Below are 20,892 nucleotides of genomic sequence, written 5' to 3'. Positions count from 1 at the left end.
TGCCCCCTCGATCAGGCGGTGCCGCCGACCGTCAATCCATCGATGCGCAAAGTGGGCTGCCCCACGCCGACGGGCACGCTCTGACCCTCTTTGCCACAGGTGCCCACGCCGCTGTCCAACTCGAGGTCATTGCCAATCATGCTGATGCGGGTGAGCGCGTCAGGGCCATTGCCGATCAGGGTCGCGCCCTTGACCGGGTACTGGATCTTGCCATCCTCGACCCAATACGCCTCAGAGGCCGAGAAAACGAATTTGCCGCTGGTGATGTCGACCTGCCCTCCGCCGAAGTTGACGGCATACAGACCACGCTTGATGGAGGAGACGATTTCTTGCGGGTCTTTGTCGCCAGCCAGCATGTAGGTGTTGGTCATGCGGGGCATGGGGACGTGGGCGTAGCTTTCGCGGCGGCCGTTGCCCGTGGGCTTGGTCTTCATGAGGCGCGCGTTGGTGGCGTCTTGGATGTAGCCACGCAGGATACCGTCTTCGATGAGGACGGTGCGCTCGGTGGCGCAGCCTTCGTCATCCACGTTCAAGGAGCCGCGGCGGTCCGGGATGGTGCCATCGTCGAGCACTGTGACGCCCTTGGCGGCCACGCGCTGGCCAATGCGGCCCGAGAACACGCTGGAGCCCTTGCGGTTGAAATCGCCTTCGAGGCCATGGCCGACGGCTTCGTGCAGGAGGATGCCGGGCCAGCCATTGCCCAGGACCACGGTCATTTCGCCCGCGGGGGCGGGGCGGGCTTCCAGGTTGACGGAAGCCGCGTGCACGGCTTGGTCGACGTAGCGTTGGAGCATGTCGTCGGTGAAATAGGCCAGGCCGAAGCGGCCGCCACCGCCAGAGGAGCCGACTTCACGGCGGCCGTTTTGCTCGGCGATGACGGTGAGTGACAGGCGCACCAGTGGGCGCACGTCGGCGGCCAGGGTGCCGTCGGCGCGGGCCACCATCACGACGTCGTATTCGCAGCCCAGGCCGGCCATGACCTGCACGACGCGCGGGTCCTTGGCGCGGGCACGCTTTTCGATGTTCTCAAGCAGGGCGACCTTGGCGGCGCTGTCGAGCGAGGCGATGGGGTCGAAGGCGGGGTAGAGGCTGCGACCGCCTGCCACGGAGTGGGCTCCGACCTTGACGCGGCGGCTTTGCCCGGCTGCGGCGATGGTGCGCACCGTGCGAGCCGCGTCAAGCAAGGCGGCCTCCGAGATGTCGTCGGAATAGGCGAAGGCGGTTTTCTCGCCTGAGACGGCGCGCACGCCCACGCCCTGGTCGATACCGAAGCTGCCGGATTTGACGATGCCTTCTTCGAGGCTCCAACCTTCAGAGCGGGTGTATTGGAAGTACAGGTCCGCGTCGTCGACACGGTGCTCGGTGATGACCTTGAGGGCCTTGAGCAAGGTGGATTCGTCCAGACCGTAGGGTGCGAGCAGCAGTTCGCGGGCGGTGTGGAGGCGTTCGATGGTGGCGTCAACAGCAATCATGGGGTCATTGTAGGAGTCTTGCCAGAGGCCATGTGGTCACAGGTGCAATCACAGATGCAAAAGGGCCTGCACGCGAAGTTGTTCATCGGCCGGGAAATTGGACTTGACGTAGGCGCTCATCTCGGCCTTGCGCTGGGCGTCGGACAGGTTGGTGGCCTTTTGCAGGCGCTCCCATTCGACTTTGGCGGCGCTCAGGCGGCGCTCCCAGTCGGCCCATTCAGCATCGGCCTTGTCCAGGCGGTCGGCGGCGGCCTCTCCATAACGCGCCACGCGCTCGGCGCGAACGGCGGCAGGATCTTTGCCTGGGGCCATTTGGGGCACAGGCTCGCCAGGATCAGGCGGGGGCGGCTGGCCGGATTCAAGTTGGGCGTAGTACTCCTGGAAATGCTGCTCGTCTTCCTTGAAGAAGGCTTCGGCCCACGGCTGGCCGAGGATTTGCCGGCGCACGGAGCGCTGCTCTTCGAACACGGGCATCCAGGTGCTGCGGTCAGCCTGGACGAACTTGTGGCGCCACGCGTAGGTGCGGACCTGCCAGTACTTGTCCCAGATGGCCATGATCTGCGCGGCCATCGCATCGCCGTTGGCGCGCTTGGCTTCGTCCTGGATCAGGCCGCGGATTTCCTCGATGGTGACCTCGCCAAGGCCGAGCACGTAGTACTCGAAGCGGCTGCGCAGCTCCGGACAAGGCTTGAGTTTCTGCTCGCTGACGCACCAGTTGCCAGCCGGCTCGGTCCCGGCGAAAGAGCCCTCTTTGAACAGGCGCACGCGCACCTGGTCGGGGGTGCGCACCTGCGCCGCGACGGCCGCACCGCTGGCGGGCGCCTCTTTGGCGCCGCCGATGAAGCCCCAGCCCTTGGTTTCAGGCGTGGCGCCCGGCTGCCCGGACGCCGAGGTGTCGTTGGACGAGCGCTGCCAGAGCACGACGCTGCCCACCCCAATGACGACGGCCAACAGCCCCGTCGCCCACATTCCACGCACTTGCATCACACATGTCCTGTCAAAGCCAATGGAATTCCCCGGCTGCCCGCATTATTCGGGCAAGTCGTGCGCACCGCACCCGGGAAACCTATGACGCCAAACGGCAACAAGGGTCGACCTCTTGTGGAGGCGACCCTTGTGCAACCCCTGGGCTGAAGTGCGCAAGCCCAGAGTATCAACCCATCACAGGAATGCCCACTTCAGGCGGTTGGCGTGCTGCTTGTAGAAGGCCGCGGGTTCCGGGGCACCCTTGCCAATGCCACCCAAAACCTGGTTGATTTCGTCCAGGTGATTCCAGGGGTAGTTGTCTTTGACCACCTTGCCCCAATGGCTGGAACAGCGCGAAACCAGGCCGTCGTTGGCCTCGCCCTTGAAGTAATCGCCGGTGTAGGCCAGCAGCGCGTCGGAGATGTCGCTGGAGTTGGTCTTGAGCGAGGTGCCCGAGAAGGAGTAGAAGAGGATGCTGTTGCCAGCCACCTTGGCGCTGCTGGGGCCTTGACCGCAGACAGTGGTGGGGGCGCCAGCGGGGTACTTGGCGTTGAAGGCGGCGGCACCAGGGGCGCTCAGGGCGTTCAAGGCGGTCAGCAAGTCGGTGTCGCTGGTGGTCTTGTTGCCGGTCAGCCAGGAGATCAGCTTCAGGCCAGCTGTGGCCGTCTGGTCAAAGGTGCCACCGGGGGTGGTGCCAGCCAGGATGTCATCGGCGACCTTGCTACCAAAGTGCGTGCCAGCCACAGTGGACACGCTGGCCACCATGTTGGGCACGGTGCCGGCGGCGTAGCGCACGGTCGGGCCGCCATGGCTGTGGCCAATCAGGTTGAATTTCGTGACGCCGTCTTTGGCGGCCCATTGCTTCATCTGCTGGATCAGTTCTTCACCACGGAACTCGGTGGTTTGCGAAGGGTTGACCGAGGCGATGTAGACGGTGGCGCCGTCATCGCGCAGGGCGCCAGGGATGGTGTAGAAATACTGGATGCCCAGGATGTTGTCGAAGCCGATGAAGCCGTGGACCAGCACCAAGGGGTATTTGGTCTTGGAGGCCGTGCCGGCGTGGGCAGCGGGGGCCATGACAGCACCTGTCAGGGCCAAGGCGGCGCACACGGCGCGCAAGGTGAATCCGAATTTCATGCAAATCTCCTTTGGAAATCACTCGCACCGTGATGCGGTGCAGTCAAGTTATGACGCAAATCGTTATATGAACGATGGCGCGAGTATTCCGTTAAAAATTTGGCAAGTTGCCCGGGTTAGCCCTTGAAACCGGGGTTTGCCCGCCCCGCGAAAACAGTGTTCTGGGAATAAACGCTGTCAGGACTGCTCGTCAGCCTGGCGCCAGCTCAGGGCTTTCTCGTAGAGCGCCTTGCGGGGCAGGCGCGTGACATCGGCCACCAGGCCGGCCGCCTGTTTGATGGGCAGGTGTGAAGACAGCGCCTGGAGCAGGGCCAGCACTTCGGTCGAGAACTCGTCCGAGGCGGCCACCGCACCAGCGGCGTGAACGACCACAACAAACTCCCCTCGGTCACGGTGCGGCTGAGCCTTGATCCACTCCGGCAACTGGGCCACGCCCAAGGTGGCGATTTCTTCGAATTGCTTGGTCAACTCACGGCACAAGGTGACCTGGCGATGCGCGGCATGGGCTTGCAGGTCGCGGGCGAGGTCATCGATGCGGTGGGGGGCCTCGAACAGGACCAGGCTGCCGGGCCAGGCCAGGGCCTCGTCCAAAGCCGTGGCGCGTGCGGCGCCTTTGGCCGGCAAAAAGCCCATGAAATGGAAGCCGGTGCTGGCGGTGTCGCCCGCGACGCTGAGCGCGGTGGTGACGCTGCTCACTCCGGGGATGGGCACGGCGCGCAGGCCGGCGGCCTGAACGCGGGACACCAATTGCGCGCCAGGGTCGGACACGGCGGGCGTGCCGGCGTCACTGACGTAGGCGACGCGCTGGCCTTGCTGCAATGCTTCGATCACCTGGTGGGCCGCGGCGGCTTCGTTGTGCTGGTGGACAGCCATCAGGCGCTTGTCCAGGCCCAGGTGCCGCATCAGGCCGCCGGTGACGCGGGTGTCTTCGCAGGCCACGACGTCGACCAAGGACAGGACCTGGATGGCGCGCAGGGTCATGTCGGCCAGGTTGCCGATGGGGGTGGCGACCAGGTAGAGCGCCCCTTTGGGATACTGCTGACCGGCGGCGGCATGAGAAGCGGCCTGGAGCAGCACATTGGCATCGAAGGTCACGACGAAATCCCGGGGAGATGAGGCGGAGGGCCGCGCCCTGGCCTATTTGCAGGCGCAGGGTCTGGAGCTGGTTGAGCGCAATTATCGGGTCGCACGGGGCCCGTCGGCACGCGGCGCAGAAGTGGACCTGATCATGCGCGACAAGGACGGCACTTTGGTGTTCGTGGAAGTGCGGCAGCGCAGCAGTGCGGACCATGGCGGTGCGGCGGCCAGCATCGGGCGCGGCAAACAGCAGCGTTGTATCCGGGGCGCAAGGCATTACCTGCTGCAACTGAATCCCTGGCCGCCCTGCCGCTTCGACGTGGTCGCGATTGATGGCGATGCGCTGGAATGGATCGTGGCCGCCTTTGACACCTCGGCATAGCCCTTATCATCGACCTTCATGTCGGACCCTCAATTTCAACAGCCCTTTTCGCAGCAGCCCTTTCTGGAAACCGCCGATGTGCTGTACCAGTCGGCGGATCGCCTGGCGCTGCACCTGCACTACGCCGCCCAGGCCATCACGCACGCGCTGACCGCTGGTGGCAAGGTGCTGTGCGCAGGTGTGGCCGAGGCCGAATGGCTGGCGCAGCAGACCGCTTCCCTGCTGGTCCAGGGCGTGAGCCGCGAACGGCCACCGCTGGCCGCCCTGGCCTTGCCGGGCAAAGACGACAACCTGGTCGCGCAGGTGCGCGCCTTGGGTCACCCTGGCGACATCTGGCTGGCGTTTTCGCTGGAACGCGATGAGCCCGCGCTGGTGGCGGCCACCGAGGCGGCACGCGAACAAGATCTGACTTTGGTGCTTTTCACGGGCGAGGCCGCTTCGGTGCTGGGCCCGTTGCTGAGAGACACCGATGTCTGGGTACCCTTGCCCGGACACCAGGCGGCCCGGCTTTTTGCCGTGGCCTGGCTGGCCTTGCACAGCCTGTGCGAGGCCGTGGACACCCATTTGCTAGGAGACGTGGCTTGAAAAAGAAAATCAACACATTGCAGAACCTGGGACGCTTGGGCCGCTGGACGGCGCTCGCGCTGGCCTTGAACCTGACGGCCGGCTGCGCGCCGCTGGTGCTGGGCTCGGCCATTGGCGGGGCCTTCATGGCTTCGGACCGCCGCACTTCGGGCACGCAGCTTGAAGACCAGGGCATCGAGATCAAGGCCTCATCGCGCATCCGCGACTTGGTGGGCGAGAGCGGCCACGTCAACGCGACGTCCTACAACCGTCTGGTGTTGCTGACGGGCGAAGTGGCCTCCGAGGCGGACCGCACTGCCGTCGAGCAAGCCGTGGCGCGCGTTGACAACGTGCAATCCGTGGTCAATGAACTGGCGGTGATGGGGGCCAGTTCGCTGGGATCACGCTCCAGCGACGTGCTGATCAAGGGCAAGATCAAGGCGAGTTTCGTGGACGCGCGCGACATGTTTTCCAACGCCTTCAAGATCGTGGTCGAGCGTGGCGACGTCTACCTGATGGGCTTGGTGACCGAACGCGAAGCCAACCGCGCGGCCGAGCTGGCCTCGGGTGTCAGTGGCGTGACCAAGGTGATCAAGGTGTTCCAACTGATGTCGGAAGACGAGTTGGCGCGCAAGTTGCCGCCACCCAAGCCAACTGAACCCGCGGCTTCCAACCCTTGAGGATTGACCGCGCCAGAGTCAGCGCAGACGGCGGATGAGGCTGGAGGTGTCCCAGCGGCCGCCGCCCATGCCCTGCACATCGGCGTAGAACTGGTCGATCAAGGCCGTGGCAGGCAGACGGGCGCCCAGGCGCCTGGCCTCGTCCAGGCACAGGCCCAGGTCCTTGCGCATCAGGTCAACGGCGAAACCGAAATCGAACAGGTCGTTGACCATGGTGGGGCCACGGTTCTGCATTTGCCAGCTGCCGGCCGCACCTTGCGTGATGACACCGAGCACGGCCTGCATGTCCAGGCCCGCAGTCTGGCCGAAAGCCAAGGCTTCAGACAGGCCTTGCAACACCCCGGCCACGCAGATCTGGTTGACCATTTTGGCCAACTGGCCAGAGCCGCTGGCGCCCAAGTGGGTGGCCGCGCGGGCATAGGCCTGCATGACGGGCTGAACGCGGCTGAACGCGTCGGCGTCGCCACCGCACATGATGGTCAGCACGCCGTTGATGGCGCCCAGATTGCCGCCTGAAACAGGCGCATCGATGAAATGCAGGCCTTGGTCTCGGGCGATTTGAGCGAGTTCGCGGGCAACCTCGGCCGAGGTGGTGGTGTGGTCCACCAGCACGCTGCCGTCCGGCATGGCCCCGAAGGCGCCTTGGGGCCCCACGGTGACGCTGCGCAGGTCCTCGTCATCGCCGACGCAGGTGAACACGATCTGGGCTTCACGCACCGCCTCGCGCGGTGAGACCGCCCAGGCGCCGCCATGCTCGGCCACCCAATCCAGGGCCTTGGACTGCGTCCGGTTGTAGACGGTGACCTCGTGACCGGCCTTGAGCAGGTGGGCCGCCATCGGCGCGCCCATGGTGCCCAAGCCCAGGAAGGCCACTTTGCACGGCGCCACGGCCTCGTAGGTTTTGCTCACGGTCATCAGACGATCTTGAAGTGCTCGGTGCCGGAGGCCAGGTCAAGGCTGCGCGCGCGCTGGCTGTGCAGCTTGATCTGCAGGCGCAGGTCGTTGACCGAATCGGCGTTGCGCAGCGCGTCCTCAAAGGTGATGTCGTTGTTCTCGAACAGGTCGAACAGGGCCTGGTCGAAAGTCTGCATGCCCAGCTCGCGCGACTTCTTCATGATCTCCTTGATCTCGCCGACCTCGCCCTTGAAGATCATGTCGGAGATCAAGGGGGTGTTGAGCAGGATTTCTACCGCGGCCGCGCGGCCCTTGCCTTCCTGGCGGGGCAGCAGGCGTTGCGACACCAGCGCCTTCAGGTTGAGCGACAAGTCCATCAGCAGTTGCGTGCGGCGCTCTTCGGGGAAGAAGTTGATGATCCGGTCCAGCGCCTGGTTGGCGCTGTTGGCGTGCAAGGTGGCCATGCACAAGTGGCCGGTTTCGGCGAAGGCCACGGCGTGTTCCATGGTCTCGCGGTCGCGGATTTCGCCCATCAGGATCACATCAGGGGCTTGGCGCAAGGTGTTCTTCAGCGCCATTTCCCAGCCGTCGGTGTCGATGCCGACCTCACGCTGCGTGACGATGCAGTTCTTGTGCGGGTGCACGAATTCGACCGGGTCTTCAATCGTGATGATGTGCCCGTAGGTGTTCTCGTTGCGGTGGTCGACCATGGCCGCCAGCGTCGTCGATTTGCCCGACCCCGTGCCACCCACCAGGATGACCAGGCCGCGCTTGTTCATGGCCACTTCTTTGAGGATCTGGGGCAGGCCCATGGCGTCGACCGTGGGCAGTTGCTGGGGAATGGTCCGAAGCACCATGCCCACGAAGCTTTGCTGCACGAACACGTTCACACGGAAGCGCCCCACCCCGCCTGGCGAGATGGCGAAGTTGCACTCCTTGGTGCGCTCGAATTCGGCGGCCTGCTTGTCGTTCATGATCGAACGGGCCAGGGCCATGGTGTGCTGTGCCGTCAGGGGCTGGGGCGACACCTTGGTGACCTTGCCATCGACCTTGATGGCCGGCGGGAATTCGGCCGTGAGGAACAAGTCGGAGCCCCCACGCGCGATCATCAGCTTGAGCAGATCGTTGATGAATTTGGAGGCCTGATCGCGTTCCATGGCGTGAATCCCAGTGAATGTTTTGAACGTGTGTGTGGACTGTAAATCAACCAGCCGTGAGCAGGGCGCCCAGGCGTGCGCTGAGTTGGCGCATGCGCAGCGACAGGCGGCGGGCCACGCCCGCCATCAGCGCAAAGCCCAGCCGAGGCTCTTCAATGGCGAACTCGTCGAGCGCGCTGCGCGTGATGATGGCGAGAGAGCAGCGGCTCAGCGTCTGGCAGGACGCAAAACGCGCCCCGGCATCCAGCAAAGACATTTCACCCAAGACATCCCCTTCGCGCAATTCGGCCAGGCGGGCACGCTCGCCCGTGGGCTGCACGCGGTCGACCGCCACCAGGCCTTCGAGTATCACCAAGGCATAGTCGCCTTTTTCGTCCTGGACGATCAACTCTCTTCCGGCCGGAACCGTGACGAATTCGAGGTGAGTGCGCAGTTTCTCGTGCTCGGCCTCGCCCAGCAGGGTGGTGAAGGTGTCGTCGTGCCAGGCTTTGAGCAACAACTCAACGCCCATCGCGGGATCAAGGCCCTGGGCGCCCACGGCCAGCGCACGCGACGTCCAGGCCGAAGCGGCCCGGGACAGCTCGGGGCGTTCCATGAACTGGGTGGAGAAGAACCCCTCGTCGTCGGCCTCGCGCTCCTCGGTGGCGTTGTCGCCCGGGCCTGCGATCTTGAATCGGTCCAGCAAACGTCTCATGTCAGCCCGGGAAGTTTTCGGGCGACTTCGCCCTGGAGCGGGCTTCAGCGGGCGAGATCAGGTTGCGGCGGACCAGGTCGGACAGGTTCTGGTCGAGCGTCTGCATGCCGGCGTTGTTGCCGGTCTGGATGGCGGAGTACATCTGGGCGATCTTGTTTTCGCGGATCAGATTTCGGATGGCGGCATTGGCGACCATGATTTCATGGGCGGCCACGCGACCCGAGCCGTCTTTCAGCTTGCACAGCGACTGCGAGATCACGGCCACCAGCGATTCGGACAACATGGCGCGGACCATGTCTTTTTCAGCGGCCGGGAAGACGTCGACCACCCGGTCGATGGTCTTGGCGGCGCTGGACGTGTGCAGGGTGCCGAAGACCAAGTGGCCGGTTTCAGCGGCGGTCAGGGCCAGGCGGATGGTTTCCAGATCGCGCATTTCGCCCACCAGGATGCAGTCCGGGTCTTCACGAAGCGCCGAGCGCAACGCGTTCGAGAAGCTCATGGTGTGCGGCCCGACTTCGCGCTGGTTGATCAGGCATTTTTTCGACTCATGCACGAATTCGATCGGGTCTTCGACCGTCAGGATGTGGCCGTATTCGGACTCGTTCAGGTGGTTGACCATGCCGGCCAGCGTGGTCGACTTGCCCGAACCGGTCGGGCCGGTGACCAGCACCAGGCCGCGCGGACGCAGCGCCAGGTCGGCGAAGATCTTGGGCGCGTTGAGCTGCTCCAGCGTCAGGATCTTGGACGGAATGGTCCGGAACACAGCGCCGGCGCCCCGGTTCTGGTTGAAAGCGTTGACCCGGAAACGCGCCAGGCCCTGGATCTCGAACGAGAAGTCGCACTCCAGCGTTTCTTCGTACATCTTGCGCTGGGCGTCGTTCATGATGTCGTACACCATGTCGTGGACCTGCTTGTGGTCCAGTGCATCGACGTTGATGCGCCGCACGTCCCCGTGAACCCGGATCATGGGGGGCAAACCCGCCGACAAGTGCAGGTCAGACGCTTTGTTCTTGACCGAGAAGGCGAGAAGTTGGGTGATATCCATGGATGATTGGGGCCGGGATTTCTTGACAGACCATTATGGCGACGATCACCAGCAAGCTACAACTCGTGCAAAGCCGAATAGAGCAGGCGTGTTCAAAAGTGGACCGTCCGGCCAATGGTGTCACATTGCTGGCGGTCAGCAAGACCTTTCCGGCGGCCGATGTGCGCGAGGCCTTTCAGGCCGGACAGCACCGCTTTGGTGAAAACTACGTGCAGGAGGCCGTGGACAAGATGGCCGAGTTGGCCGATTTGCGCGCTCAGATCGAATGGCATTTGATTGGCCCGCTCCAGAGCAACAAGACCCGCGTGGTGGCCGAGAACTTCGATTGGGTTCACACGGTAGACCGCCTGAAAATTGCCCAACGCCTGAGCGAGCAACGGCCAGCGCACTTGCCACCCTTGCAGGTGTGCATCCAGGTCAACACCAGCGGCGAGGACAGCAAAAGCGGCGTCGAGCCGGCGGGTGCCTTGGCCTTGGCGCAGGCGGTGGCCCACCTGCCCCACCTGCAACTGAGGGGGGTGATGGCGCTGCCCGCCCCCAGCAACGACGCATGCACCCAACACCAGGCCCTCAAAAAAATACGAGAAGTGTTTGATGATCTGCGTGATCACGGGTTAACACTGGATACTTTGTCCATGGGCATGAGCGCCGACCTCGAAATGGCCGTGGAACAAGGGTCAACCATGGTACGAATCGGGTCCGCCATCTTTGGACAACGCTGACGGCCCAGATAAGATCACGCCCTGAAGAAGGCGCCATGGATCACCAATCTCCGCATTACCTGTTAGTTGATGATCACAGCCTCATCCGGGAAGGGATGATGCACGCCATCCGCAGCCTGCAACCGCTGGCGCGCTTCTCGCAGGCCAACACCTGCCGCAGCGCGCTGTCGCACTTGGCCAGCTCGGCCGCCGACCCGATCGACGCCGTCTTGCTGGACCTGGGCCTGCCAGACAGCAGTGGCGTGGACACGCTCAAGCACGTGCGCCAGGTGGCCACCACCCAGCGCATCGGCATCATCACCGGCAGCACCGACGCGCAGCTGGCGTTGGAATGCATTCACCACGGCGCCTCCTGCTTCATCCCCAAGCTGGGCGAACTGGACGGCTTCATGACGGCGCTGCAAGCCCTGGTCGAAGGGCGCCTGCATTTCCCGGCCGACCTGTTGTCCAGCCCGGCGGCCACCCTGCCCGATTCTTCCGACTTGCTGCCCAGCACCAAGCTCACACCCCGCCAGAAGGACGTGCTGACCTGGATCACGCGTGGTTGCTCCAACCCGGTGATCGCCACCGCGCTGGGCATCAGCCCCGAGACCGTGAAGCTGCACGTCAGCGCCATCTTCCGGGCCTACAAGGTGCACAGCCGCACGCAGTTGGTCTTGCTGTGCTCACGCCAGTTGCCCGCCGAGGAGCAGCTACCGTGAGTTGGTGGCGCGGCTCCCTCAAGGGGCTGGCGCCCATTGAGTCCCGGATCGATCTGCAATTGCTTCAAGACAGCTGGCGCATCACGCCCGGCTCCGTTTTGCCGCAAATCCCCGCGCTGCTCCTGCTGGCCTGGATGGTGAAGGATTCGCCCTTGCCACGCTGGCACTGGGTGACCCCGGCCATTGGCCTGCTCCTGCTTTGGGCCACCGTGGGCTTGATGAGCCGGCGTTTTCAGCGCTTTGGCATCGCTGCTTCGGGCTACCGCACGTGGCGCGCGAGCCTGGTGGGCTGGCATTTGCTGCAAAGCTTGTTCTGGGGTTTGATGGGCGTGGCGCTGCTGAGCGTGGCCACCGCTGGCTGGAAGATGAGCCTGGTGGCGGCCGTCGTGGTCTACGGCTACACACTGATGCTGGTGCTGGTGCATGACTGGATCGTCGGCTTCTTTGGCAGTTTTCCGCTGCTGCTGTTGATCAGCGCGCGCCTGCTGGTCGACAACGAAGACAGCTCGGTCTACCTGGCCGTGGTGCTGATGTTGTCCATGGTCACCTGCATGTTCATCTCGTCAGGCATCAGCCGGCGATTGCGCGAAGGCGCCTTGCTGCGCCACGAAAACGCCGCCTTGGTGCTGCAACTTCGCCACGAGATCAACCAGGTCACCCTGGCCAAGGCCCTGGCCGAAGGCGCCGACCGGCAAAAGAGCGAGTTCTTCGCCGCCGCCAGCCACGACCTGCGTCAGCCCTTGCACGTGATGATGCTGCTGACCAATGCGCTCAACCCGTGGGTGACCCAGGCCGAGGGGCAGGACTTGCTGTCCAAGATCAGCACCTCGCTGCGTTCGCTGAGCACCTTGTTCGAGCGCATGTTCGACGTGGCCAGCATCGACGCCGAGCGGGTGGAGCATCAGCCCCAGGCGCTGGCCTTGTCGACCTTGTACCGTCGCCTGGAGCACGAATTCGCGGTGCTGTGCGCCAACAAGGGCCTGAGCTGGCAGGTGGATGCCACCGACGCCTGGGTGCAGGCCGATCCGCACATCACCGAACGCATCTTGCGTAATTTGCTCAACAACGCGGTGCGCTACACCCACCAGGGCCAGGTCCGACTGCGCGCCCGGGTACGGGGCCGTTGGGTCATCTGCCAGGTGTGGGACAGTGGCGTGGGCGTGGCCCCTGAGCACCGCGAACGCATCTTTGACGACTACTTTCAGGCGCACAGCACGGCACGCCGCTCAGGCGAAGGCCTTGGGTTGGGGCTGGCGGTGGTGCGCCGCCTGGCCCGCCTGGGCCGGGTTCAGGTCACCGTGAGGTCCAGACTGGGGCGCGGCTCGTGCTTTTCATTGCGGCTGCCACTGCGCGAGGCCATCGCCGCACCATCGCCCAACGCCGGGACCCTCAATCAGGATGATCACAAAGACCCGCATCAACGTGGCGTGGTGGTGGTGATCGACGACGAGCCCCAGGTGCTGGACAGCATGGCGCTGGTACTGCGCCAGAATGGCTGGCAAGCGGCCACCGGGCACACCCCGGAAATCGCGGTGGAGGCCGTGGCCGCCCTGCAGACCAGTGGCGAGATGCCTTTGGGCGACCTGCCCGTGGCCGTGATCAGCGACTACCGCCTGGGCTTGAGCATCACCGGGCTGGAAGCCATTGCCCAGTTGCGCTACGAGTTTGGAGAAGACCTGCCCGCCTTCTTGCTGACCGCCGATGCCACAGCCGACTTGGGTTCGCGCGCGGCCGGGGTGGGCGTCACGCTGCTGCGCAAGCCACTGAACCCCAGCGAGCTGATCCGCATCCTGAATGCGGCATGATCACGCCCCATGAGCACCCCATCTTTTGACATCGCATTCATTGGCGGCGGCAACATGGCCACCGCCATCATTGGCGGCCTGTTGCGGCAAGGCCGCGCGGCCAGCAGCATCCTGGTCATCGACCCCAGCGAAGACCAACGCTTGCGCCTTCAGCAAACCTTGGGCGTGACCGCCCTGCCCTCGCCCGATGCGGCGTTGACCACCGTGTCCACGGTGGTCTGGGCGGTCAAGCCGCAGCAGTTCAAGGACGCGGCCGCGGTCTGCGCCACCCACACGGGCCAAGCCTTGCATTACAGCGTGATGGCCGGCCTGCGCACCACGGACATGGCCCGCTTGCTGGGCACCCCGCGTGTGGTGCGCGCCATGCCCAACACCCCGGCTTTGGTTGGCCAAGGCATCACGGGGCTGTTTGCCCGGCCTGAGGTCAGCGAGACGGAAAAACAAGCCGTGCAGGACATGGTGGCCACCACAGGACAGTGGCTGTGGGTGAAACAGGAAAGCGACCTGGATGCCGTGACCGCACTGTCGGGCTCGGGCCCGGCTTACGTGTTCTATTTCATCGAGGCCATGGTGCAGGCTGCGGCAGACATGGGCCTGGACGCCGAGCAGGGTCGCGCCCTGGCCTTGGCCACGTTCGCGGGGGCCACGACTTTGGCGGCGCAATCGACCGAAGCGCCATCGGTGCTGCGTGAGCGGGTTACGTCCAAAGGGGGCACCACGTATGCGGCGTTGAGCAGCTTGGAAGCCAGTGGTGTGAAAGCCGCCTTTGTGTCGGCCATGCGTGCTGCGCAAAAGCGAGCAGGCGAGCTGGGCGACGAATTCGGGCGCTGAGGTCCGAGGGGGCTCACAGCGTTCACTTTTTGGAAGCAGCGCGGGGCGAGGGCTGGGTCAGCATCCATAGGGGCTTCAGCTTGGTGGTCCCGCTTTTCAAGCGGGACCACCAAGCCAGGTGCCCCGCCGGATGCCGCCCCAGCCCTTGTTTCGCCCCGCTGGTGGCGCAGCACGGTTCTTTTTCGTGGCACGCCACCAGCGAGGCGATCAGGGATGAGGCGGAGGCTGGCAGGGCGACTTCGGGGGCGTCGAGGAGCGCAGCCTGGGGCGGAAAAAGGATCGTCCGTTGTTTGAGCCGAAGGCGAGTTTCGGACGATCCCCGCCCCGGGCGAGCACCGCAGAGCAGTCCGCCGCAACGCGGTGGACCGACACCATAGGAGCCCTGCCAGCCACCGGCTCATCCCCGCCTCGCGCTCCCAGCCAAAGCTCTCCAACTCAGCCTGCCAGCGCAGTGTCCAGCACCAACCCCAAGAACACGCTCAAACCCAACCAGTGGTTCAGCCGGAAGGCCTTGAAGCAACCATCGCGGTCACGCCGGCGGATCAACCAACTGTGCCAAAGAGCCTGCATACCCGCCGCCGCCAAGCCCGCGAAATACCAGACGCCGCGCCCCGCTTCATGCCCCACCATGGCCCAGCAGGCGATGCACAGCGCATAAAAGCCCATCACGCCGATGACGTCAAAGCGGCCCAGCGTGATGGCCGACGTGCGGATGCCGATCTTGAGGTCATCATTGCGGTCGACCATGGCGTACTCGGTGTCGTAGGCCAACACCCAGCCCAGGTTGCCCAGCACCAACCACCAGGCCTGTGCCGGCACATGGTTGCTGACAGCCGCATAAGCCATGGGGATGCCGAAGCTGAAGGCCACGCCCAGCACCGCCTGCGGCATCGACACAAAACGCTTGGTGAAGGGGTAGATCACCGTGACGGCCAGCGCCGCGAAAGACATCGCGATGGTCAGTGCATTGGTGGTGAGCACCAAGGCGAATGCGACCAGCGCCAGCACCGCGCCCACGGCCAACGCTTCCTTCACCGACAGCTGCCCGCTGGTCACCGGCCGCTGGGCGGTGCGTTGCACGTGGCGGTCAAAATCCTTGTCGGCCACGTCATTGACGGCGCAGCCAGCGCTGCGCATCAGGACGGTGCCCGCGGTGAACACCAGCAGCAGATGCCAGCCTGGGAAACCGCCGGCGGCCAGCCACAAGGCGGCCAAGGTGGGCCACAGCAGCAGCAGCCAACCCTGGGGGCGATTCCAGCGGATCAGGTCCAGGTAGAGCGACAAGCGCGACCGGTGAAGGGGCAGTGCAGGGGTGTTCACGGATTGGGATTATCGCGACACTTGGCCGTCATTGAAACTGCCCATAATCGGCCATGGGCTGATCCTGGCCCCACGGAAAGGGATGTGCCATGAAAACTTTGTTGATGTACGACAAGCTGGTGCCGGTCAACCGAGAACAACACCGCCAGTTGCGCGTCAAGGCCAGCGACAAGAAGCTGAACTTTGCGCGTGAAACCAATTCGGTATTGCTGGCCGCGACCGAGCTGCCCTTGGCTGCCCTGGATTTTCCGTGCGTGTTCGTGGCCTCGGGCGACCAGCACACCCTGGTGTCGGTGGTGGGCCTGCGCGACAAGGAAAACCTGCTGGTCGACGACCATGGTGGCTGGGACACGCACTGCTATGTGCCCGCCTTCATCCGGCGCTACCCATTTGTGCTGGCCGAACAACCGGGCAGCACGCAGTTGACGGTGTGCGTGGACGAAGCCTTTGACGGCCTGAACGCCAGCGACGGCGAGGCCTTGTTCGATGCCGAAGGCAAGGACACGGCCTACCTGCAGCAGTTGCAAAAGTTCTTGCTGGATTTCCACAACGACATGCAGCGCACCACGGCCTTTGCCAAACGCCTGGTCGAGCTGGACCTGCTGGTGGACCGCAACATCGACTTCAAGCTGGCGGATCAGCACATCACGCTGAACGGCTTCAAGGTGGTCGACGAAGAAAAGCTGCACAAGCTGGCGCCAGAGGCTGTGCAGGAGTTGTTCAGCACCGGCGCACTGGGCTGGATCCACGCCCACTTGCTGTCCTTGAACAACGTCAACAAGCTGGGCGCGCGGCTGATCCGGAAGTTAACGAACTGACGCCGTCGTCTCCGGTGGCGTCCAGCCACCGCCCAGCGCCTTGTACAGCGTGATGTGCGCCTGCTGGCGCGCCAGTTGCGCCGAGATCAAGGCCTGCTGTGAAGCGAACAGGCTGCGTTGCGCGTCCAGCAAATCCAGCTGGCTGGCCACACCACTGCTGTAGCGCAAGGTGGCCAGTCGCAGGCGTGCCGCTTCGGCATCCGTCTGGTTCTGCTGGGCTTGTGCCTGGTCTGCAAAGCTGCTGCGCGCCACCAGGGCATCGGCCACTTCACGGAAAGCGCTTTGCAGCGCTTTTTCGTACTGGGCCACGGCGATGTCGCGCTTGACCTTCGAACTCTCGACCAAGGCCAGGTTACGACCAGCGTCAAAAATCGGGAGGACGACCTGGGGCGCGAAACTCCAGGCGCTGCGCCCATCGCTGAACAGGCCCGACAACGAATCGCTGACCACGCCCGCGCTGGCCGTCAGGCTGATGCGCGGGAACATGTTGGCCCGGGCCGCACCAATGTTGGCGTTGGCAGAGATCAGCTGTTGCTCGGCCTGCGCGATGTCAGGCCGCTTGAGCAAAGCCTCGGAGGGCAGGCCCACGGGCAGCTCGCTCAGGCCTGGCCACAAGGCATCGCGCACCAGGGCGGACACGGCTTGCGGATCCTGCATGGCACTGGCGGTGGGCAGCACCGGCGCGGGCGGCAAGAGGTCGGCCGGCGCGGTCTCGCCCAGCAACAGGTTGAGGGCATTGGTGTCCTGCGCCAGCTGACGCTGCGCCTGTGCCCGGCTGATGCGTGCTGCTTCCAGCACCGATTGCGTCGAACGCAAATCGAGTTCGTTGAGCACGCCGTTGTCGAACTTGAGCTGCTGCAAGTTCATCGAACCCTGGCGCGCCTGCAAGGTTTGCTCGGCCAAGGCCAGTTGCCAGCGGTCGGCCCAAATGGCGTAGTAGGTGTTGGCCACCGCAGCCACCAGGCTGATGTGCGCGGACTTGCGAGCCTCTTCCGTGGCCAGCAGTTGTGCGCTGGCCGCGTCGCTGAGGGCACGAAGGCGACCGAACAAATCGAGTTCGAACGCCGTGATCGTGATGCCCCCCTGTGCCACCGTGGTGACCTCGTTGGGCGGGATGCTGGATGGCCCCCGCGTGCCGCTGATCGCTGCATTGACGGTGGGGAACTGGTCAGCACGCGTGACGCGGTACTGGGCCCGCACCTGCTCGATGTTGAGCACCGCCACGCGCAGGTCCCGGTTGTTGTCCAGCGACTTGCGGATCAGGCCCTGCAAACGGGCATCGGGGAAATAAGTGGCCCAGGGCAACTCCGCCGCATTGGCGGAGTTGGCCGACGACGCCGCGGAGGCTGCCGAGCTCGGCGCCTGAGGCCAGTCGGTGGCCACGGGCGCAACAGGGCGCTGGTAGTTGGGTGTCAGCGAGCAGGCACCCAGGGCCAGGATGGCCGCCAGGGCCACGGTGGATTTGACAGCAGTGAATTTAGTCATGAGAGACGACCTCTGCCTCGGAGGCGTTGGGGGTCTGGGGGCGTGCAGGGCCTTTGTGAAGCCACTTCATCACCACCACGAAAAACACCGGCACGAAGAACACCGCCAGCAACGTGGCCGCGATCATGCCACTCATCACGCCAGTGCCAATCGCGCGCTGCGCGGCCGACCCGGCACCGTTGGCCAGCACCAGGGGCAGAACGCCCAGGATGAAGGCCAGCGAGGTCATGATGATGGGCCGGAAACGCAAGTGACAGGCTTGCAGCGTGGCCTCGATCAGGCCCATGCCCTTCTCGTGCAACTCCTTGGCGAACTCGATGATCAGGATCGCGTTCTTGGCCGACAAGCCCATGATCGTGATCAGGCCCACCTTGAAGTACACGTCGTTGGGCAGATCGCGGAACGATGCGCCCAGCAACGAGCCCAGCAGGCCCAAGGGCACCACCAGCAACACGGCCAAGGGGATGGCCCAGCTTTCGTACAAAGCGGCCAGGCACAGGAACACCGCCAGCAGCGAGAAGCCCAGCAGCAGGGTCGCTTGCGAGCCCGACAGCTTCTCTTCGCGCGACAAGCCGGTCCACTCGATGCCGATGCCTTCGGGCAACTGCTTGGCCAACGTCTCGATCTCTTCCATGGCCTGGCCAGTGCTGAAGCCCTTGCCGGCATCGCCCGAGATGCGCATGGCGGGGTAGCCGTTGTAGCGCACCGCCTGCATCTGGCCGGTGATCCAGCGCGTGCTGGCGAACGACGACAGCGGCACGCTCTGCCCTTGGTTGTTGGTCACGTTGAGCTGCAGGATCTGGTCGGCCTGCATGCGGTCCTTGGCCTCGGCCTGCACCACCACGCGCTGCAGACGCCCTTGGTTGGGGAAGTCATTGATGTAGCTGGAGCCCAGGGCCGTCGACAAGGTGGCGCTGATCGCATCGAAGCTGATGCCCAGGGCATTGGCCTTGTCGCGGTCGATGTCCACCTGCAATTGCGGCGCGTCTTCCAGGCCATCAGGGCGGGCCCCGGTGACCTTGGCGTTCTGCGCCAGCATGCCCAGCATCTGGTTGCGCGCGGCCAGCAAGGCGGCAGGGCCCAGGCCGGCGCGGTCTTGCAGACGCAGCGAGAAGCCGGTGGCATTGCCCAACTCGCGGATCGGAGGCGGGTTGAGCGGATAGATGAAGGCGTCGCGGATGCCCATCAACGCGCCAAACCCCTTGCCCGCCAGGTCTTGCGCCGAGTGCCCCGCACCCTTGCGCTCATCCCAATCCTTCAGGGTCACGAAAGCCAGGGCGGCGTTCTGGCCCGAGCCCGAGAAGCTGAAGCCCACCACGCCCACCACCGATTGCACCTCGGGTTGTTTGAGGAAGTAGTTCTCGACCTGCGCGATCACGGCCTCGGTGCGGTTGGAGGTGGCACCCGGGGGCAACTGCACGTTGACGATCAGGTTGCCCTGGTCTTCGCTGGGCAGGAAGGACGAGGGCATGCGCACATACAACCAGCCCACCACACCCACCAGAACCGCATAGACGATCAGCATGCGGCCACCACGCTTGACCAGCTTGGCGATCGAGCTTTCGTAGCCGTGCGTGGTGGCGGTGAAGCGGCGGTTGAACCAGCCAAAGAAGCCGCGCTTTTCATGGTGCCCTTCGGGGATGGGCTTGAGCAGCGTGGCGCACAAGGCCGGCGTCAGCGACAAGGCCAGGAAGGCCGAGAACAGCATCGACGACACCATCGACAGCGAGAACTGGCGGTAGATGTTGCCCACCGACCCACTGAAGAAAGCCATGGGGATGAACACCGACACCAGCACCACGGTGATGCCGACGATGGCACCACTGATCTGGCCCATGGCCTTGCGCGTGGCCTCCAAGGGTGACAGACCTTCCTGCGCCATCAGGCGTTCGACGTTCTCGACCACCACGATGGCATCGTCCACCAGGATGCCGATGGCCAGCACCATGCCGAACATGGTCAGCACGTTGATCGAAAAGCCCGCCACCGACATCACCCCGAAGGTGCCCAGCAGCGCCACGGGCACCACCAAAGTCGGGATCAGGGTGTAGCGCAGGTTCTGCAAGAAGATGAACATCACCACGAACACCAGCGCCACGGCTTCGATCAGCGTTTCAACCACCTGACTGATGGAGATCTTGACGAAGCCCGAGGTGTCGTAAGGGATGGAGAAGTCCACGCCCTTGGGGAAATACTGCTTGAGCTCGGCCATGCGCTTGCGAACGGCCTCGGCGGTTTGCAGGGCATTGCCGGTGGGCGAGAGTTGCAGGCCGATGCCGCTGGCGGGCTTGCCGTTCAGTCGGGCATAGGTGCCATAGGTTTGCGCACCCAGCTCGATGCGGGCCACGTCGCGCATGCGCACCACCGAGCCATCCGTCTTGGCGCGCAGCACGATGTTGCCGAACTGCTCGACATTGGCCAGCTGGCCGGTGACCACCACGGTGGCCGCCACGGTTTGCTCAACGATGTTGGGCCGGTCGCCAATGCCGCCCGCGGGCACCAGGGCGTTCTGCGCCCTGATGGCGTTGTTGACATCGGCCGCGGTCAGGCCAAAGGACACCAGCTTGGCCGGGTCCACCCAGATGCGCATGGCACGCTCGGTGCCGAATAGCTGCGCCTGGCCGATGCCGGGCACGCGTTGCAACTCGGGAATCACGTTGCGCGAAGCGTAGTCACCCAGGAAGACGGGGTCCAGTTCCGGATTGGTGGACGACAACATCACGAACATCAAGAAATTGCTGCGCGATTTGTCGACCTTCACACCCTGCTGCGTCACGGCCGCGGGCAAACGCGGCGAGGCGCGCGACAGGCGGTTTTGCAACTCGACCTGGGCCAGGTCGATGTTGGTACCGGGCTCGAAGGTCACGGTGATGGAGCCCGTGCCATTGGCCTGACTGACCGATTCCATGTAGGCCAGGCCGGGCGCGCCATTGAGCTCCTGCTCGATGACGCTGACCACGCTGTCGTCCAGCGTCTTGGCCGAGGCCCCTGGGTAAGTGGCGCTGATCACGATGGACGGCGGTGCCACCGTGGGGTACTGGGCAATGGGCAACTGGGTGATGGCCACGCCACCAAACACCAGGATGAACAAGGCGATCACCCACGCGAAGATGGGCCGGTCGATGAAGAAGCGAGGCATGTC

The 20,892-nt window shown here is 64.5% G+C and carries 19 protein-coding genes; 8 read left to right on the top strand and 11 right to left on the bottom strand.

Features of this window, described 5'->3' with window-relative positions; all coding sequences use genetic code 11:
- Positions 1-11 precede the first annotated feature (11 nt).
- The 4 genes from tldD to rsmI form a co-directional block, all read right to left on the bottom strand.
- Positions 12-1,472, bottom strand: a complete 1,461-nt coding sequence (tldD, locus tag LQ232_RS11315; RefSeq protein WP_230180421.1) for a metalloprotease TldD — start codon at positions 1,470-1,472, stop codon at positions 12-14.
- A gap of 48 nt (positions 1,473-1,520) precedes the next feature.
- Complete coding sequence (locus LQ232_RS11310; protein WP_230180420.1) at positions 1,521-2,456, bottom strand: lipase secretion chaperone; 936 nt, start codon at positions 2,454-2,456, stop codon at positions 1,521-1,523.
- A gap of 177 nt (positions 2,457-2,633) precedes the next feature.
- The gene (locus tag LQ232_RS11305) at positions 2,634-3,575 is read right to left on the bottom strand and encodes a triacylglycerol lipase (RefSeq protein ID WP_230180419.1); all 942 of its coding nucleotides are present in this window, start codon (positions 3,573-3,575) and stop codon (positions 2,634-2,636) included.
- 177 nt (positions 3,576-3,752) lie between these two features.
- On the bottom strand, positions 3,753-4,670 hold the full coding sequence (gene rsmI / locus LQ232_RS11300) for a 16S rRNA (cytidine(1402)-2'-O)-methyltransferase (protein ID WP_230180418.1): 918 nt from the start codon (positions 4,668-4,670) through the stop codon (positions 3,753-3,755).
- Here rsmI and LQ232_RS11295 point away from each other — a divergent pair.
- From LQ232_RS11295 to LQ232_RS11285, 3 genes are read left to right on the top strand one after another with little or no spacing between them, the layout of a single operon-like run.
- A complete protein-coding gene (locus LQ232_RS11295; RefSeq protein ID WP_230180417.1) occupies positions 4,654-5,034 on the top strand; it encodes a YraN family protein in 381 nt (126 codons plus the stop codon). The genes rsmI and LQ232_RS11295 overlap by 17 nt on opposite strands.
- A gap of 18 nt (positions 5,035-5,052) precedes the next feature.
- Positions 5,053-5,619, top strand: coding sequence for an SIS domain-containing protein (locus LQ232_RS11290; RefSeq protein WP_230180416.1), 567 nt, complete (start codon positions 5,053-5,055; stop codon positions 5,617-5,619).
- Complete coding sequence (locus tag LQ232_RS11285) at positions 5,616-6,278, top strand: BON domain-containing protein (protein ID WP_230180415.1); 663 nt, start codon at positions 5,616-5,618, stop codon at positions 6,276-6,278. Before LQ232_RS11290 ends, LQ232_RS11285 begins: the two co-directional genes overlap by 4 nt.
- A gap of 18 nt (positions 6,279-6,296) precedes the next feature.
- On the opposite strand, the gene LQ232_RS11280 is transcribed toward LQ232_RS11285, so the two are convergent.
- Genes LQ232_RS11280 through LQ232_RS11265 form a run of 4 tightly spaced genes read right to left on the bottom strand, consistent with a single transcriptional unit; the run spans position 6,297 to position 10,068 of the window.
- Positions 6,297-7,193 carry an NAD(P)-dependent oxidoreductase gene (locus LQ232_RS11280; RefSeq protein WP_371820192.1) on the bottom strand — a complete coding sequence of 299 codons (897 nt, stop codon included), beginning with the start codon at positions 7,191-7,193 and terminating at the stop codon, positions 6,297-6,299.
- On the bottom strand, positions 7,193-8,329 hold the full coding sequence (locus tag LQ232_RS11275; RefSeq protein ID WP_230180414.1) for a PilT/PilU family type 4a pilus ATPase: 1,137 nt from the start codon (positions 8,327-8,329) through the stop codon (positions 7,193-7,195). The genes LQ232_RS11280 and LQ232_RS11275 overlap by 1 nt, the downstream gene beginning before the upstream one ends.
- A gap of 46 nt (positions 8,330-8,375) precedes the next feature.
- A complete protein-coding gene (locus LQ232_RS11270; protein ID WP_230180413.1) occupies positions 8,376-9,023 on the bottom strand; it encodes a Crp/Fnr family transcriptional regulator in 648 nt (215 codons plus the stop codon).
- Position 9,024: 1 nt separating this feature from the next.
- Positions 9,025-10,068: a type IV pilus twitching motility protein PilT gene (locus LQ232_RS11265; protein WP_230180412.1), complete on the bottom strand. Its 1,044-nt coding sequence runs from the start codon at positions 10,066-10,068 to the stop codon at positions 9,025-9,027.
- A 35-nt stretch (positions 10,069-10,103) separates the two neighbouring features.
- Here LQ232_RS11265 and LQ232_RS11260 point away from each other — a divergent pair, with 35 nt between their 5' ends.
- From LQ232_RS11260 to proC, 4 genes are read left to right on the top strand one after another with little or no spacing between them, the layout of a single operon-like run.
- A complete protein-coding gene (locus LQ232_RS11260) occupies positions 10,104-10,790 on the top strand; it encodes a YggS family pyridoxal phosphate-dependent enzyme (protein WP_230180411.1) in 687 nt (228 codons plus the stop codon).
- Between the two features lie 35 nt (positions 10,791-10,825).
- Positions 10,826-11,491, top strand: coding sequence for a response regulator transcription factor (locus LQ232_RS11255; RefSeq protein ID WP_230180410.1), 666 nt, complete (start codon positions 10,826-10,828; stop codon positions 11,489-11,491).
- A complete protein-coding gene (locus LQ232_RS11250; protein ID WP_230180409.1) occupies positions 11,488-13,296 on the top strand; it encodes an ATP-binding protein in 1,809 nt (602 codons plus the stop codon). Before LQ232_RS11255 ends, LQ232_RS11250 begins: the two co-directional genes overlap by 4 nt.
- A 9-nt stretch (positions 13,297-13,305) precedes the next feature.
- Positions 13,306-14,127 (top strand): pyrroline-5-carboxylate reductase, encoded by an 822-nt coding sequence (gene proC / locus LQ232_RS11245; RefSeq protein ID WP_230180408.1) that lies wholly within the window; start codon positions 13,306-13,308, stop codon positions 14,125-14,127.
- Between the two features lie 435 nt (positions 14,128-14,562).
- On the opposite strand, the gene ubiA is transcribed toward proC, so the two are convergent.
- Positions 14,563-15,447, bottom strand: coding sequence for a 4-hydroxybenzoate octaprenyltransferase (gene ubiA, locus LQ232_RS11240; protein ID WP_230180407.1), 885 nt, complete (start codon positions 15,445-15,447; stop codon positions 14,563-14,565).
- 89 nt (positions 15,448-15,536) lie between these two features.
- Between ubiA and LQ232_RS11235 the strand changes: the two genes are divergently transcribed.
- Positions 15,537-16,265, top strand: a complete 729-nt coding sequence (locus tag LQ232_RS11235) for a SapC family protein (RefSeq protein WP_230180406.1) — start codon at positions 15,537-15,539, stop codon at positions 16,263-16,265.
- On the opposite strand, the gene LQ232_RS11230 is transcribed toward LQ232_RS11235, so the two are convergent.
- Together LQ232_RS11230 and LQ232_RS11225 are read right to left on the bottom strand one after the other, a co-directional pair.
- Positions 16,254-17,750: an efflux transporter outer membrane subunit gene (locus LQ232_RS11230; protein WP_230180405.1), complete on the bottom strand. Its 1,497-nt coding sequence runs from the start codon at positions 17,748-17,750 to the stop codon at positions 16,254-16,256. The genes LQ232_RS11235 and LQ232_RS11230 overlap by 12 nt on opposite strands.
- A complete protein-coding gene (locus LQ232_RS11225; RefSeq protein ID WP_230180404.1) occupies positions 17,743-20,889 on the bottom strand; it encodes an efflux RND transporter permease subunit in 3,147 nt (1,048 codons plus the stop codon). The genes LQ232_RS11230 and LQ232_RS11225 overlap by 8 nt, the downstream gene beginning before the upstream one ends.
- Between the last annotated feature and the right edge of the window lie 3 nt (positions 20,890-20,892).

The sequence above is a fragment of the Aquabacterium sp. CECT 9606 genome, assembly GCF_918741295.1.
Lineage (GTDB): Bacteria > Pseudomonadota > Gammaproteobacteria > Burkholderiales > Burkholderiaceae_C > Aquabacterium.
The sequence above is the reverse complement of the archived record's forward strand: the minus strand, read 5'-3'. Positions and strand labels throughout refer to the sequence as shown.